We start from the raw sequence: 14,942 nt of genomic DNA, 5'->3' as shown, positions 1-14,942 counted from the left end.
CGGGCTGAGACAAGTCGAAGCCCCTTTGCTTGGAAAAGGGCGGCCCTTCGGCAGGCTCAGGACGAACGGGCCGTTCAGGAAAGTCCGTCCTCTTGTCCCTCTATATCCGCTTCACCGCTCATCTGAACGCCGTGCTCGATGCGCTGGAGGCTGACGGCACGCTGCCCGCAGGCCTCAACCGCAAGCCCGTCACGGTCGAACCGCCGCGCGACGCCAGCCATGGCGACCTTGCCACCAACGCGGCGATGGTCCTTGCCAAGCCGGCGGGCACCAATCCCCGCGCGCTGGCCGAAAAGATCGTCGCTGGCCTCGAAAAGCTCGACGAAGTGGAAAGCGCCGCGATTGCTGGTCCCGGCTTCATCAACATGAAACTGACCGATGCCACCTGGCGCGCTGAACTCGCCGCCATTCATGCAGAGGCGCAGGATTATGGCCGGTCCGACGCGGGGCAGGGCGTCACGGTCAATATCGAATATGTCTCCGCCAATCCCACTGGTCCCATGCATATGGGCCATTGCCGGGGCGCGGTGGTGGGCGATGCGCTGGCGACCCTGCTCGAATATGTCGGGCACAAGGTCATTCGCGAATATTATATCAATGACGCCGGTGGCCAGGTCGATGTCCTCGCCCGGTCCGCCCATCTGCGCTACCGCGAAGCGCTGGGCGAAGATGTGGGAGCGATTCCCGAAGGACTCTATCCCGGCGATTATCTGGTCCCGGTCGGCCAGGCGCTCGCAGCCGAATATGGCGACACATATGTGTCCGCGCCCGAAGGCGACTGGCTCGCCCTGTTCCGTACCAAGGCCGTCGCCGCGATGATGGTGATGATTCGCAGCGATCTCGCGCTGCTGGGCATTCACCACGACATTTTCTCTTCGGAAGCCGAACTGCAAGCCGCCGGAAAGCCGGAAGTCGCCGAACAATGGCTCCGCGCGCACGACCTGGTCTATGACGGCGTCCTCGAAGCGCCGAAAGGCGAAACGCCCGAAGATTGGGAGCCGGTCGAGCTGCCCCTGTTCCGTTCGACCAAATTCGGCGACGATCAGGACCGGCCGATCAAGAAATCCAACGGCAGCTGGACCTATTTCGGCGCCGACATGGCCTATCATTTCCAGAAGGCCCAGTCCGCCGACCAGCTGATCGACATCTGGGGCGCCGACCATGCGGGTACGGTGAAGCGCATCCAGGCCGCCGTCGCCGCCCTTACAGAAGGCAAGGCGCGCTTCGACGTCAAGCTCATCCAGATGGTCCGCCTGCTGCGCGATGGCGAGCCGGTGAAGATGTCCAAGCGCGCGGGCAATTTCGTGACGCTTGCCGATGTGGTGCGCGAAGTGGGGAAGGATGTCGTCCGCTTCACCATGCTGACGCGCAAGGCCGACGCCCAGATGGACTTCGATTTCGCCAAGGTGGTGGAGGCGTCGAAGGACAATCCGGTCTTCTACGTCCAATATGCCCACGCCCGCATTTCCTCGCTCGGCCGCCGTGCGCAGGAGAGCGGAATTGCACTTCCCGCGCCTGATCTGTCCCTTCTTGGGACTGCGGAACTTAGCCTTGTTAAGTTAGCGGCACAGTTCCCCCGGGTGGTGGAAGGAGCTGCATCGGCCCGCGAACCCCACAGGATAGCCTTTTATCTCAATGACTTGGCTTCTGAATTCCACAGTTGGTGGAATTTGGGCAACGACAATCCGCGCGCGCGGGTCATCCTGACGGACGATCCGCATACAACTTCCGCACGGCTTTTCTTAAGCCGCGGAATCGGGCAGATCATTCGGAATGGTCTTGCCCTTATGGGCGTGGCCGCACTGACGGAAATGCAATAGCCAGGCGGAGGCAGGAAAGATGGGCGACTTTGCGAGGGGGCGGCTCGACCTCGACGACGACGAGCGTCTGCCCTGGCTCGAGCCCGGTATCGAGGATGAAGAGGACGAAGGGCTTTCCCCCGTCCGGCTGCTCGGCTTCATTTTCGTCGCCCTGATCCTGCTGGGCGGCGTCGTTGCTGGCGTCTGGCTGCTCAAGAATCGCGCCGCCGATAATGGCGAAGGCAAGTTGATCGCCGCGCCCGCAGGTGATTACAAGGTTCCCGCTGCCGAAGCGGACGCAAGGAAGTTTGAAGGCGAAGGCGACGCCAGCTTCGCCGCCAGCGAAGGGGTTGTCCGCGACGGCCGTATCGACCCGAGCCGCGTGCCCGAAGCGCCGCTCACGCCCACCAGCCCTGCTGGAACGCGCCAGCCTGTACCCGGCAAGCCATCGCAGACCGTGACGGCAAGGGTTGCCGACGAAACCAACGTCCGCCCTGCCGCCAGCCAGCCTGTCCGGACCGGCGGCGCAGTGATTCAGCTTGGCGCCTATGGCAGCCAGTCGGGTGCGCGCGACGCCTGGACCCGCCTCTCCAAGCGGTTCGCCTATCTCGCGCCGCTCACCATGTCGGTCGAACCGACCGAAGTCGGCGGCAGCACTCTCTACCGCCTCCGCGCGACTGCCGGGGGACAGGCGAACACCCTGTGCGGCAAGCTCAAGGTCGCTGGAGAAAGCTGCATCGTCGTAAATTGATTTGCTCCCTCCCTTCAATGGAGGGGCATTTGGGCGTAAACCCCTTCGACAGCGCGCGCCTTCACGGCTACCATCGCTCCCCATGAAACCGGTAATCTTCGGCCTCTCGAGCGAAACCATCACCCCTGACGAACGCGCCTTCTTCGCCGAGGCGCAGCCTGCGGGCTATATCCTCTTCCGCCGCAACATTGCCGGTCGCGACCAGTTGCGCGCGCTCACCGACGATCTGCGCGCGCTGCATGGCCGCGATGACCTGCTCATCATGATCGATCAGGAAGGGGGACGCGTCGCCCGCATGCAGGCGCCCGTCTGGCCCAGCTTCCCTCCCGGCGCCGTGTTCGATCGTCTCTATGACCTCGCGCCTTCCAGCGCGATTGCCGCCGCCCGCGCCAACGCGCACGCCATTGCCGTCACCCTCGCCGAAGCGGGCATCACCGTCGATGCGCTACCGCTGCTCGACGTCAGGCAGGATGGCGCGAGCGACATCATGGGCGACCGGACGCTGGGCGCTGAACCGATGCGCGTCGCCGCGCTGGGCCGCGCGGTGATCGAAGGCCTTGCCCAGGGCGGCGTGGTAGGCATCGTCAAGCATATGCCCGGCCACGGCCGCGCCATGGTGGACAGTCATCATGAACTGCCCATCGTGACGGCGGACGAAGACGCGCTGGCGACTGACCTTGCCCCGTTTCAGGCGCTGAAAGATGCGCCCATCGGCATGACTGCCCATGTCGTCTATACCGCCTGGGATCCCGACCTTCCCGCCAGCCTGTCCGCATCGGTCATCGACATGATCATTCGCCAGCGGATAGGCTTCAACGGCCTGCTCATGTCCGACGATCTCGATATGAAGGCGCTGAAGGGCAGCATCCCCGAACTTGCCGCCGGGGTCGTGGCGGCGGGATGCGATCTGGCGCTTAATTGCTGGGGACGGATGGACGACATGATCGGCATCGCCAATCTCCTGCCCGACATATGCGCCGAATCGAAGGCGCGGCTGGATCGGGCCATGGCGCACGCCAGCCTCATTCAGGAAAGCCCGCCGCTCGACCAGCTTCTCGCCACGCGCGACACGCTGCTCGCACTGGTCCCTGCGTGAACGGCGGCCCTGTCATATATATCGCACACTCGGCAGCGTTGCGGCGCGAAAGCCTTTCTGCGCCCCGCCAGTTGACCGCAGCGGCGGGCCGCGCCCGCTGTCCAGTCCTCCGCGCCTCCGCGTCTCCGCGTGAAACCCCTTTAGCCACAACGCCTTTCCGGCACCGGACGGCCTGAAACGTGGACGACCTCTTCATCCCGCCGCCTCCACCGCGCGCCGACATGCTCACGGTCAGCTTCGACAGCTGGGAAGGGCCGCTCGATCTGCTGCTCGCCCTGGCGCGCAGCCAGAAGGTCGATCTACGCGAAATTTCACTCCTCGCGCTGGTCGAACAATATCTGACCTACATCGAAGGCGCGCGTAAGCTGAAACTGGAACTGGCCGCCGACTATCTGGTGATGGCTGCCTGGCTCGCCTACCTCAAATCGTCGTTGCTGCTTCCCAAACAGGCGCAGCCCGATCCCAGTCCCGAGGAACTGGCGCTCCGCCTGCAATTGCGGCTCCAGCGCCTTCACGCCATGCGCGAGGCGGGCGCACGGCTGATGGCGCGCGACCGTGTGGGCCGTGACGTTTTCGTCCGTCCTCGCCCTGAAGGCTTGCGCCTCGTCCGCAAGGCGAAATGGGCGGCCAGCCTCTATGACCTGCTCCAATCCTATGGTCAGTTGCGCGCGCGGACCCGGCCGGTCGTCCACATGGTTGCCGTCCGCCCGGTCATGACGCTGGATGAAGCGATCCAGCGGGTCGGCGCACTGGTCGGATCGGCGATCGACTGGACCATGCTCGAATCCTTCCTGCCGGACGGTCAGGATGGGCCGATGGCCCGGTCGGCGCTCGCCAGCAGCTTCGTCGCCGCGCTGGAACTGGCGCGGCAGGGTCGACTGGAAATCCAGCAGGACGGGATTTTCGAACCCATATATCTGCGCGCTGCGCTGCCGGACCAGAGCGGGAAAAGCCTGTTGTGATGCAAGAACCAGATGACTTTCTGCGCGCTGTAGAGGCCGCGCTGTTCGTCGCCGAAACGCCGCTCAGCCCGGCCGAACTGCGGCTGCATGTGGGGGAGGCCGGTGATCTGACTGCTGCCCTCGCCGTCTTGTCGGCGCACTATGCGGGGCGCGGCATCAATCTGGTGGAGCGGGGCGGCCGGTGGCATTTTCAGACGGCTGCCGATCTGGCCCATATCCTCCGTCGGGAAAAGGACGAGACGCGCAAGCTTTCCCGCGCGGCGATGGAAACGCTGGCGATCATTGCCTATCATGAACCCGTCAGCCGGGCGGAAGTGGAAGCTATTCGCGGCGTTCAGGTGGCGAAGGGGACGCTCGACGTCCTCATGGAGGCCGGGTGGGTGCGGCCCGCCGGACGACGCGAGGTGCCTGGCCGCCCCCTTATCTATGCGACGACAAACGAATTTCTGTCACATTTCGGGCTTAGCAGCCGCCGGGACTTGCCGGGGATGGACGATCTGCGCGCTGCCGGATTGCTTGACCCGGTCGATCTCGCACTGGAGGGCCTGGGCGCCCAATCCGTTCTGGAAAATGATGAGGAAGAAGCCTAAAAGGGGCTTCGTTTCAGGAGAAAGTTAAATGGGTTCCTTTTCGCTGATGCACTGGGTCATCGTTCTCCTGGTGGTCATGCTGCTGTTCGGCGGCGGCCGGATCTCGGGGCTGATGGGTGACGTCGCCAAGGGCATCAAGAGTTTCAAGAAGGGCATGGCCGACGATGATGATGACGCCACGTCCGCAAAACCCGCGAGCCGGATCGAAGGTCATCGGGTGCCCGAACAGGACGCGCCGACCGTGACCACAGAAGAAAAGACCAAGGCCTGATTTTCGTTTCACGCCCAAACGGTAGGCGCGCATGTTCGATATCGGTTCGACCGAACTTCTGCTGATCGTGATCATCGCGGTGATCGTCATAGGCCCAAAGGATTTGCCGCGCGCGCTTTACAAGGTGGGTCAGGTCATCGGGAAGGCGCGCGGCATGGCGCGCCATTTCCGCACCGGGATCGACGCCATGGTGCGCGAAGTCGAAGTGGAAGAGCTCGAAAAGAAATGGGCCGACCAGAACAGGCGGATCATGCAGGAACATCCGGCTGAACCGTCATTCGCTCCGGCGATGGAGCCGCTGTCGGCGCCTGCCCCTGCCACATCGGCTGCGGAAGCGCCTCCGCCTCCCTTCGTCGCTCAGTCGGCTCCCGCCGCTCCTGAGCCCAAGCCCGCAGCTGCCGCGGACGGGCCGCCCTACATCGCGGCGCAATCGGCTACAGGTAAGGGCGACGCTCCGGCATGAAGGACATTGACGATACAAAGGCGCCGTTGCTCGACCATCTGATCGAACTGCGGGGCCGGCTGATGAAGTGCGTATGGGCGCTGTTCATCACGGGCGCCGTCTGCTTCTATTTTTCCGACAAGCTGTTCGCCTTCCTCGTCCATCCGCTGAAGGAAGCCTTTGGCGATGGTGGCGGTCGGCTGGTCTACACCAAGCTTTACGAAGCCTTTTTCGTGCAGGTGAAGGTCGCGATCTTCGGGGCCTTCTGCCTGTCCTTCCCGATCATCGCCAATCAGCTATGGGCCTTCGTCGCGCCGGGGCTTTATTCCAAGGAAAAGAAGGCGCTGTTGCCCTTCCTGGTCATGACGCCGGTACTGTTCCTGATGGGGGCCAGCCTCGCTTATTATGTCGTGATGCCAACCGCCTTTCATTTCTTCCTGCAATTTCAGGGAGATAGCGGCGGACTTCAGGTTGAGGCGCTCCCCAGCACCGACGCCTACCTCACTTTAGTCATGCAGTTCATTCTTGCATTCGGCATCAGCTTCCTGATGCCCGTGCTGCTGATGCTGCTCAACCGCGCAGGGTTCGTCACCCGCGCGCAGCTGATCGGGCTTCGCCGCTATATGATCGTCGCCGCGTTCATCGTCGCTGCCGTCCTCACGCCACCCGATGTCGTGTCACAGCTCATGCTCGCCATTCCGCTGCTTCTGCTGTATGAAATCACCATCATCGCGATCTGGTTCACTGACCGGAAACAGGCGCGCGGAGCCGCCGGTTCAGACGGCGCAGACCTTTCCACCTGAAAAAAAAGGCCCGCCATAGACGGGCCTGTGAGTATGAGAGCCTCTCATTTCGAGATGCTTAATCAGCGGCGTCTTCGACAGCCTCGCCAGCGCTCTGCACGTCTTTGCCAGCGCCTTCCACAGTGTTGCACGCCGCAACCAGCAGCGAACCTGTAAGAAGCAGGGCGGCAAGGATATTCTTGGTCATGGTTCGTCTCCTCGAACATTTGAGCCGGATAGCCGCGCTATCCGGCGGCTGAGGGAGAACCCACGGTCAGGAATTACGTTCCGCAGCCGGAAATATCTCTGATTATGGGGAAATTTGCCCCCTAAAATCTGAGCCCGGAACGCGTCGGGGGGGGAGAAACGTTCCGGGCTCATGTTTTTTTGGATAGCAAGAGCGGGGGGCAAAAGATTTGCTATCCGGTATGCAGAACCCATTAAAACCGCATTTGGTTCCCCCCTCCTTCACAAACGCATTTTTTTATTATTATTTATATTCAATCAGTTGTGACGAATGCCCTGAGAAGGGTATAAAAATCGCGGCCATCAGATCAGCGGGCGGCCGCTGTTCCGATATTCCGGCCTTATGGTGGATGGGGGAAGATTGTCCTGCACATCTGGTGTGATCGAGGTGGGCGGCGGATAGCGGACTTCGTCGGTTGGCAGGGAATAGCGCTCCGTCGCAACCGCCTCTGTCGGCCCCCTTCGTCTGGCAGGACCCGATTGTTGCTCCCGACCGGAATAGGGCACTCGAAATGCTGCTTCGGTCCCGTGAAAGCCGGGGCTGCGGTAAAAGATATGCGCGCCAATCACTGCGATCGGACGCTTGGACGCAGACCAGGACGGCCTGACCGCCAGGGTATGATAGAAAGTGGCCAAGCCGACGGGAGCATATACCCGGCCCGCGAGCGCCTGCTCTGCGATTCGGCGCGCGCGTATCCAGCTTTGCAAATCGCTTGATCGCGCCATCGAACCATCGCAGCTGAAGGTAAATTGGCAGCGCAGATCGGTCCTGTCCGAACCTTCATACACTACGCCGCACACGCTATGTGGCCAAAGGGGGCTGCGGACGCGATTGAGCACGACCTGAGCAACGGCGCGCTGCCCTTCTTCAGGCTCATTGCCCGCCTCATAATAGATTGCGGACGTCAGGCAGTTGACTGCGCGATAGCCGTCCAGTGGAGTCAGCCCACGGAATGCGCCCGCAGGAGCAGCCTGAACAGTATCCAGCCTCAGCACATGCTTGCTGCTCCCCGCGATCGTCGGCGGATCCTGAAACATGTCATCGGCAAAGAAATAGGCGGAGCCGGGGAAATTTTCGCCCGGCTTTTCCGCGCCCTCGTTTCTTCCCGATGCGTCGGCCAGCACATCTAGCGGCGCAGCAGTGATCAGGCGCGGGATGGCGACTGCCATCAGCGCCAGAGCGGTGAGTGCCGCATGCCGCAATTGCTCGCCTGTTATGTGCAAGCCAGCCCGCCTCTTGAAACGACCGCGGCAATAGCGCCGCGAGGACGCGTTAGCGCAAAAGCATTGCCACTTCCTTCTCCTGCCTTCCGTTTCGGCTGGGCATTGCAAACGGCGCTTGGGGCAGATCAGCATTCCCTTGCTTGGCAAGCGTGCATCCCCTCCGCTATGCGATGACAATGCTAGTGCACAATGACAGCCTCGCCCTGATCGGCAACACGCCGCTGGTGCGCCTTGCCGGCCCGTCCAAAGCGACAGGCTGCGACATCTTCGCGAAATGCGAATTCGCCAATCCGGGCGCTTCTGTGAAGGATCGCGCTGCGCTCTTCATCGTAAACGACGCCGAGGAAAAGGGATTGCTGACGCCCGGCGGCACGATTGTCGAGGGGACGGCCGGGAACACCGGCATCGGCCTGGCGCTGGTCGCCAATGCGAAGGGATACAAGACGATCATCGTCATGCCCGAAACGCAGAGCCGCGAAAAAATGGATACGCTGCGTGCGTTGGGGGCTGAACTCGTCACCGTGCCAGCGGCGCCCTATTCCAACCCCGGCCATTTTGTCCACACGTCCCGCCGGATTGCCGAAGAGACGGAAAATGCGATCTGGGCCAACCAGTTCGACAATATTGCCAATCGCAAGGCGCATATCGTCGGCACCGCGGAAGAAATCTGGACCCAGATGGACGGACAGATTGACGGCTTCACCTGCGCGGCCGGGACCGGCGGCACGATCGCTGGCGTGGGGCTGGGCCTGAAGGCGCATGATGAGAACATCACGATCGCGTTGAGCGACCCTTATGGCGCGGCATTGTACAATTATTACGCGCATGGCGAATTGAAGGCGGAAGGATCGTCGGTCGCCGAAGGCATCGGGCAGGGGCGCATCACGGCCAATCTGGAAGGTGCTCCAATCGACACCCAGTTCCGTATCTCCGATGAGGAGGGGCTGCATTGGGTCAAGCGATTGCTGGCGGAAGAGGGGCTATGCCTCGGCTTGTCGTCGGGCATTAATGTCGCCGGGGCCGTGGCGCTGGCGCGTGAACTTGGGCCGGGGAAACGAATCGTCACGATCCTGTGCGACACTGGCTTCCGCTACCTTTCGACGCTGTACAATCGCGAGTGGCTTGAGTCGAAAGGCTTGACGGTGTTCCCCTGGCTCGCGCACAATCGCTGATCGCCGACACGGGTCGCGGCGACCAAGAACTAAAGAGCGCTTCGATGGCTGAACATCCCCGCCGGCAGGAAGGGTTGCAGCGTGTCCAGATCGGCCTGACGGGGCTGGCGGGCGTGGTGCTCCTGGTAGGCTTGGCCAATATCGTTATTGAAAAGGCGCGGCTCGACGATCCGGCGATCCCACCGCCGGCCGTGCCGACCCTGGATCTAAACGCAGTGGCGCCCAAGGAGCCACTGGCGGAACTAGGCGTGCAGCCAGCACCTGAGCAGCAGCCGATCGTCCCCGACCTGCAACCCGACCCCAACCTGAGAAACCCGATGGACCGCGATCCCCAAGCGTCCGAGCGCTGACCTGCCAGCAGCGCGCATTTCATGACGGCAGCGCTTCGCACCTTCGTGATGCTCTGTGCGGGCCAGTTCGTCTTCCTGCTTGCCGGGCTTCCGGCGGTGCTTCGCACCGGTCAGGTCGATCTGCGCGCCTGGGCTTGGCCCGCGTTGATCCTCGTGATGGCCGCTGCGGTGCTTGGGGCGAGGCGTAGCACCTTTCATGCCGTCTGGATCGGCGCGGGAAGTTTGGGCGTGGCCATCCTCTTCGCATCGCTGGCGACGGGGCGATTGCCGGGCCATACCGCCATCGCTTGGCTGTGCCTTGACGTCGTTTTGGCCATTGGAGCAGGGCTGTTCCTGCCCGTCCGGTGGCGGACAGGACTGCTGCTGGTGGGAATGACGGGTCTTGCTTGCTGGCTTTCTGCCGAGTCTCCGATCAAACCGACAAAAGAGCGGCCCGTGCTGGCGGTGATCAGCGCGCTTCCGCTTTTCTGGCAGGATGGGGAGGATGGGATTCAATCCCACGCTGACGCGCCGATCATCCAGATACTGCGCCAGCGTTTCGAGGTGCGGCCAATCGACAGCCTATTGTTGCCCGGGATGCAGGGTGCGAAGGCGGTCTTGCTGGCCCAGCCACGCAGCTTGTCGGACGCGGAATTATCTTCCCTGGATCATTGGGTGCGCCGGGGAGGAGATATGGTGCTGCTCGCTGACCCACTTCTCCGCTGGCCATCTCCCTTGCCATTGGGTGATCGCCGTCGCGCCCCGGCAGTCACGATGCTCGCGCCGCTGCTGGCCCGCTGGGGCGTGGCATTGCTGCCTCCTTCATCAACAGGAGAAAAGCGGCAGGTGTTGGCTAATGGCAGCTTGCTCACGACCATGACGGCTTCCTCCTTCGCGGTCCGCGATCCGTCCAAATGTTGGGTCGAACAAGATGCGCTGATTGCACGTTGCATGTTGGGGCGCGGGCATGCCGTGCTGGTGGCGGACGCCGACCTGATCGACGACCGGCTTTGGCTGGTCGATGAGGCGGAGCCGCTCAACATGCGCGGATGGAGCGCCGACACGCCCGGCTTCATTGTCGAGCAGTTGGGTGGCGAACCAATGGATTCGCGCTCATGGCTCAAATCCGTCACCAGCCTGACGCTCGCCCTGCGGTGGTCGATCGTTGCCGGGATTATGTGGGCAATCATGGGAAGCGTCGCTGGTCCGGGGTGTTTTCGCCGGTTCTTGCGCGGGTCATCTGGCAAGCCAGACGCCTTTGTCCGACTGGATAGGGAGTAAAATCCAGAACAAAACAGGATTTCCCAAAATCTCCCGACTTTTCCCTTTTCTTGTCGCGCGCCGCTTGGTATCTAAAAGCCATAGGGGTTTGTCAGGCTTTGTTAGTCCTGTGCGCCGACCGCGATGATGTGGTTTGGCGGACGATGGCCTGCGCCCCTGCGAACAGAGGGGCAGCAGTCCGAACGTGTCGGAAATCATTCTCTTTACGGGCAACGCGTTCAGCGTCGCGGACGGCAAAGGCCGGTTCGTGCTGCCCCTGGAGATGCGCCGACAGGTCAAGCAGTCCAGCGGCGGCGAAACGCGGCTTTATCTCTCCGTCCATGGCGACAACCCCTGCGCCACGGGCTTTGGAGAATCGCATCGCCGCTTCCTGTTCACCGAGGTCGAGGAACTGGCTCGCGAAGCAAGAGCGCAAGGCCGCGCCTATAACGCCGATCTGGAATTGGAACGCCGCCTCGGCACGATCGAGGAGGTGAATTTCGACGATGGCGGCCGCTTTGCCATGCACCCCGATATCAAGGAAGAATATGGCATTGGCGATGCCGTCTTCTTTTATGGCGTGGGCCGCTACATCCAGATCTGGAAGCCGGAAACGCTGGTCGATAGCAAGGATCGGCCCGAACTGATCCGTAACAAGGTCCGCCGTTGGCTGGATCAGCGCGCAGCCGGAGGCGTCAAGTGACCGCTGCTGTCGATCCGGATCGCCATATCCCGGTTCTGCTCGATGAAGTGCTCGACGCTCTCGCCATCACCCCCGGTGAGGTTCATGTCGATGGCACCTTCGGCGCGGGCGGCTACTCGCGCGCTATGGCGGCAAGGGGCGCGACGGTTTTCGCATTCGATCGGGATCCTGATGCGATCCGCGAAGGGCAGGCGCTGGCCGACGAAAATGGCATCACGCTGATCACCGGGGAATTTTCCCGCATGAAGGAGCTGCTCGCCGAGCGGGGTGTGTCGCACGTATCGGGCGTCACACTCGATATCGGCGTGTCCTCTATGCAGCTTGATCGGCCGGAACGCGGCTTTTCGTTCCAGGCGGATGGGCCGCTCACCATGACGATGAGCCAGAGCGGGATGAGCGCCGCCGACTTCCTGAACAATGCCCCTGAACAGGAAATTGCCGATGTCCTCTATCGCTACGGCGAGGAACCGCGCTCACGCCGGGTGGCTCGCGCCATCGTCGAAGCGCGCCCTCTGGAGCGCACCGGCCAGCTCGCCAGCGTCATTCGCAGGGCGCTGGGCCATAAGCCGCATGACAAGAAAGATCCGGCGACCCGGGCATTTCAGGCGATCCGCATCCATGTGAATCGCGAACTGGAAGAATTGGAGCGCGGGCTGGAAGTGGCCGAGGCGATGCTGGAAGAGGGGGGGCGGCTCGCTATCGTCACCTTTCACAGCCTTGAAGACCGCATCGTCAAGCAGTTCCTGCGCAAGCGCAGCGGCGGCGAAGGGGCCGGATCGCGGCACCTGCCCGAGCGCCGAGCGGGTGACGCGCCCACATTTCGCAAGCCCGCCAAAGCCGTTCGTCCCGGCGAGAGCGAACTCGCCCGCAACCCGCGGGCCCGCTCCGCTACGCTGCGCAGCGCGGTCCGCACGGATGCCCCCGTTTCCGGTTCTTCGCGGAGTATGCGTTCATGATCGCGGTCAAGAGGTTGCAGAGCCTGATCTGGATATTGCTGGTGGCGCTGGGCGCGCTGGGCGCCTACCTCGTGTCGCTCAAAGTCGCGACCGAGCGCAACGAACTGATGAAGGTGCAGGCCCAGATCGCGCGGGCGCGGGGTGACATCCGCTATCTTGAAACGGAGTTCAGCGCGCGGGCGAGCATGCGGCAGTTGGAGCGGTGGAACCAGCACGACTTCATGTATGCGACGCCGACGACCCAGCAATATCTGGGGGGCGAGCGGGCGCTTGCGAATCTGGATGGCATCCAGCCCAACGGGCCTGATTATGTCGCGCCGCCGGTGATGGTGGCGATGGTCGAAACCCCTGCCGATCTGCCTTCCGCGCCGCAGCCCGCCCCGGCCAGCCCAGCGGCGACCCAGATCCGCAGCGACATTGCCGTCATTCGTGAAGCTCACGCCGCCGACAATGTTGAAGTGGTCGCCAAGTCGGCTGCTCGCAGTGCGGCGGAAAAGGCGAAGGAGGACTCCGACGTGTCGAAGCCCAATCCTGTCGCTCGCCGCGCTGAACGGATGGCGATGCTCGACGCCAAGCTGCTGGATGACAGCACCTTGGGCGATATCAGCACCAAGGCGGCGCGTGAGCGCAGGAAGGGCGCGCGCTGATGGCGACGATCATCGTTCAGCCGGGCGGTGCCAGAGCGGGCAAGCAGCGGGTCGATCTGACGGCGATCGCGCATAACCGCCTGATGTTGTTGCTCATCCTGTTCATGGCGATCACCATGGTGGTGATCTTGCGTCTTGCCTGGGTCGGTGTCTTTTCGCGGGGCGCGGACGGGGGCGATAGCGCGTCCGGCCTCATCCCTGCACGGGCCGACATCGTTGATCGCAATGGCGTTCCGCTGGCCCGGACGATGGATGCCTATTCGATCGCCGTCCGTCCCTCCCGGCTGATCGGCGAGCCAGCGGAAGTCGCGCGCAAGCTGCATGAGATTTTCCCCGATGAACCCGCAGCCGCTTTCTACAAGAAACTGACCGGCAAAGGTTGGGCCTATCTCCGCCGTCGCGCGCTGCCTGAAGAAGTGGCTGCGGTAAACGCCCTGGGCGAGATCGGCATCGAATTCCCCCGTGAAAAGGAGCGGCTCTATCCCCAGCGCAGTCTGGCCGCGCACGTTCTGGGCTTCGCACCCAATGCGGAAGGGGTCGGCGGCATGGGCGTCGAAGCGGCGTTCAATGACCGTTTGATCGATCCGGCGCTGCGGGCGCAGCCCTTCGCCATATCCATCGACAGCCGGGTGCAGGGGGCGCTGGAAAGCGAGCTTTACGCGCAGATGGTATCGCAAAATGCCCGGGGCGCGGGCGGCGTCATTCTGGACGCCAATACCGGGGAAGTGATCGCCATGGCGTCGATCCCCGTCTTCGATCCGAACAAGCTGCAAAATTACGCGGGCAAGTCGTGCAGCGAATCGCCCCTTTGCAATCAGATCGTCCAGGCGCGCTATGAACTCGGTTCGACCTTCAAGCCCTTGTCGATCGGCGCTGCGATGGATCGTGGTGTCATCACATCCATGGCAAAACGCTATGATGCCACCGCGCCGCTCGCCGTCGCCGGTTTCCGTATCAAGGACGACCACGCTCTTGGCCGCTGGATCAACGTGCCGGAAATCCTGGTGCACAGTTCCAACATCGGGACCGCGCGGATTGCCGATGAAATGGGCGCAGCGTCCATGCAGCAGCTGTTTCGCAACCTGCAGTTCGACGAGCGCGCTCCGATCGAACTCAAGGAGCGCGCCAAGAGCCTGTGGCCCTATAATTGGGGTCGCATCACTACCATGACCGTTTCCTACGGCCATGGTATCGCCGTGACGCCGCTGCATCTCGCCAGCGCCTATGCTGCCCTTGTCAATGGTGGCATCTGGCGTCCGGCCACCTTGCGCAAGCTGCACGCCAATGAAGTGCCCGAAGGCCATCGCGTCTTTTCCGCCGCCACCAGCGCGCGGATGCGCCAACTGTTGCGGATGATCGTTGCGGCGGGTACAGGTCGCAGCGCCGACGCCAAGGGCTTCCGGGTGGGCGGCAAGACGGGTTCCGCCGAGAAGCCTGAAGAAGGCCGATATAACAAGAGTTCGCTGGTGACGACTTTCGCGTCCGCATTTCCCATGGATAACCCTCGCTACGTCGTGCTGACGATGATGGATGAACCGAAGGGTAACGCCCAGACTTTCGGCCTGCGCACCGCCGCCTGGACCGCCGCGCCGGTGGTCAAGCGCGTGATCGAGCGCACTGGCCCGATGCTGGGCGTGTTGCCGGACGAGCGACGCGACGTCGATATTTCCGACCTCATGCCCTTGCTCGGGCAGGAAAAGGAAAAACATTAA

Annotated in this window: 17 protein-coding genes; 15 read left to right on the top strand and 2 right to left on the bottom strand. The window is 62.7% G+C overall.

Features of this window, described 5'->3' with window-relative positions; genetic code table 11:
- Window positions 1-92: 92 nt before the first annotated feature.
- The 8 genes from argS to tatC all read left to right on the top strand — a co-directional run bounded on the left by argS (window position 93) and on the right by tatC (window position 6,714).
- Entirely contained in the window at window positions 93-1,820 is a 1,728-nt protein-coding gene (gene argS, locus K663_RS12210) for an arginine--tRNA ligase (RefSeq protein WP_062117920.1), read from the top strand.
- A 19-nt stretch (window positions 1,821-1,839) separates the two neighbouring features.
- A complete protein-coding gene (locus tag K663_RS12205) occupies window positions 1,840-2,550 on the top strand; it encodes an SPOR domain-containing protein (RefSeq protein WP_062117918.1) in 711 nt (236 codons plus the stop codon).
- Between the two features lie 82 nt (window positions 2,551-2,632).
- Window positions 2,633-3,646: a beta-N-acetylhexosaminidase gene (gene nagZ, locus K663_RS12200; RefSeq protein ID WP_062117915.1), complete on the top strand. Its 1,014-nt coding sequence runs from the start codon at window positions 2,633-2,635 to the stop codon at window positions 3,644-3,646.
- 179 nt (window positions 3,647-3,825) lie between these two features.
- Window positions 3,826-4,608 carry a segregation and condensation protein A gene (locus tag K663_RS12195; RefSeq protein ID WP_062117912.1) on the top strand — a complete coding sequence of 261 codons (783 nt, stop codon included), beginning with the start codon at window positions 3,826-3,828 and terminating at the stop codon, window positions 4,606-4,608.
- Window positions 4,605-5,198 (top strand): SMC-Scp complex subunit ScpB, encoded by a 594-nt coding sequence (gene scpB, locus K663_RS12190; RefSeq protein WP_062117909.1) that lies wholly within the window; start codon window positions 4,605-4,607, stop codon window positions 5,196-5,198. The genes K663_RS12195 and scpB overlap by 4 nt, the downstream gene beginning before the upstream one ends.
- A gap of 28 nt (window positions 5,199-5,226) precedes the next feature.
- The gene (locus K663_RS12185; RefSeq protein ID WP_062117907.1) at window positions 5,227-5,469 is read left to right on the top strand and encodes a twin-arginine translocase TatA/TatE family subunit; all 243 of its coding nucleotides are present in this window, start codon (window positions 5,227-5,229) and stop codon (window positions 5,467-5,469) included.
- A 31-nt stretch (window positions 5,470-5,500) separates the two neighbouring features.
- Window positions 5,501-5,932, top strand: a complete 432-nt coding sequence (gene tatB, locus K663_RS12180; protein ID WP_062117904.1) for a Sec-independent protein translocase protein TatB — start codon at window positions 5,501-5,503, stop codon at window positions 5,930-5,932.
- Window positions 5,929-6,714 carry a twin-arginine translocase subunit TatC gene (gene tatC, locus K663_RS12175; RefSeq protein ID WP_062117901.1) on the top strand — a complete coding sequence of 262 codons (786 nt, stop codon included), beginning with the start codon at window positions 5,929-5,931 and terminating at the stop codon, window positions 6,712-6,714. Before tatB ends, tatC begins: the two co-directional genes overlap by 4 nt.
- A 58-nt stretch (window positions 6,715-6,772) precedes the next feature.
- Here the strand turns inward: tatC and K663_RS12170 are convergent, their stop codons facing one another.
- Both K663_RS12170 and K663_RS12165 read right to left on the bottom strand, forming a co-directional pair.
- Complete coding sequence (locus tag K663_RS12170) at window positions 6,773-6,901, bottom strand: entericidin A/B family lipoprotein (RefSeq protein ID WP_062117899.1); 129 nt, start codon at window positions 6,899-6,901, stop codon at window positions 6,773-6,775.
- A 341-nt stretch (window positions 6,902-7,242) separates the two neighbouring features.
- The gene (locus tag K663_RS12165) at window positions 7,243-8,109 is read right to left on the bottom strand and encodes a cell wall hydrolase (RefSeq protein ID WP_235589569.1); all 867 of its coding nucleotides are present in this window, start codon (window positions 8,107-8,109) and stop codon (window positions 7,243-7,245) included.
- Window positions 8,110-8,339: 230 nt separating this feature from the next.
- Between K663_RS12165 and K663_RS12160 the strand changes: the two genes are divergently transcribed.
- From K663_RS12160 to K663_RS12130, 7 genes are all read left to right on the top strand, one after another.
- Complete coding sequence (locus tag K663_RS12160; RefSeq protein WP_062120829.1) at window positions 8,340-9,335, top strand: cysteine synthase A; 996 nt, start codon at window positions 8,340-8,342, stop codon at window positions 9,333-9,335.
- 44 nt (window positions 9,336-9,379) lie between these two features.
- Window positions 9,380-9,685, top strand: a complete 306-nt coding sequence (locus tag K663_RS12155) for a hypothetical protein (protein WP_062117893.1) — start codon at window positions 9,380-9,382, stop codon at window positions 9,683-9,685.
- Window positions 9,686-9,706: 21 nt separating this feature from the next.
- A complete protein-coding gene (locus K663_RS12150) occupies window positions 9,707-10,945 on the top strand; it encodes a Gldg family protein (protein WP_062117890.1) in 1,239 nt (412 codons plus the stop codon).
- A 184-nt stretch (window positions 10,946-11,129) separates the two neighbouring features.
- Window positions 11,130-11,627 (top strand): division/cell wall cluster transcriptional repressor MraZ, encoded by a 498-nt coding sequence (locus K663_RS12145; RefSeq protein ID WP_062120826.1) that lies wholly within the window; start codon window positions 11,130-11,132, stop codon window positions 11,625-11,627.
- On the top strand, window positions 11,624-12,583 hold the full coding sequence (gene rsmH, locus K663_RS12140) for a 16S rRNA (cytosine(1402)-N(4))-methyltransferase RsmH (RefSeq protein ID WP_062117888.1): 960 nt from the start codon (window positions 11,624-11,626) through the stop codon (window positions 12,581-12,583). Before K663_RS12145 ends, rsmH begins: the two co-directional genes overlap by 4 nt.
- Complete coding sequence (locus K663_RS12135; protein WP_062117886.1) at window positions 12,580-13,230, top strand: hypothetical protein; 651 nt, start codon at window positions 12,580-12,582, stop codon at window positions 13,228-13,230. Before rsmH ends, K663_RS12135 begins: the two co-directional genes overlap by 4 nt.
- Window positions 13,230-14,942 (top strand): peptidoglycan D,D-transpeptidase FtsI family protein, encoded by a 1,713-nt coding sequence (locus K663_RS12130; protein ID WP_062117883.1) that lies wholly within the window; start codon window positions 13,230-13,232, stop codon window positions 14,940-14,942. Before K663_RS12135 ends, K663_RS12130 begins: the two co-directional genes overlap by 1 nt.

The organism is Sphingobium sp. MI1205 (assembly GCF_001563285.1).
GTDB lineage: Bacteria > Pseudomonadota > Alphaproteobacteria > Sphingomonadales > Sphingomonadaceae > Sphingobium.
Note: the sequence above shows the minus strand (reverse complement) of the source record. Positions and strands in the feature narration are given on the sequence as shown.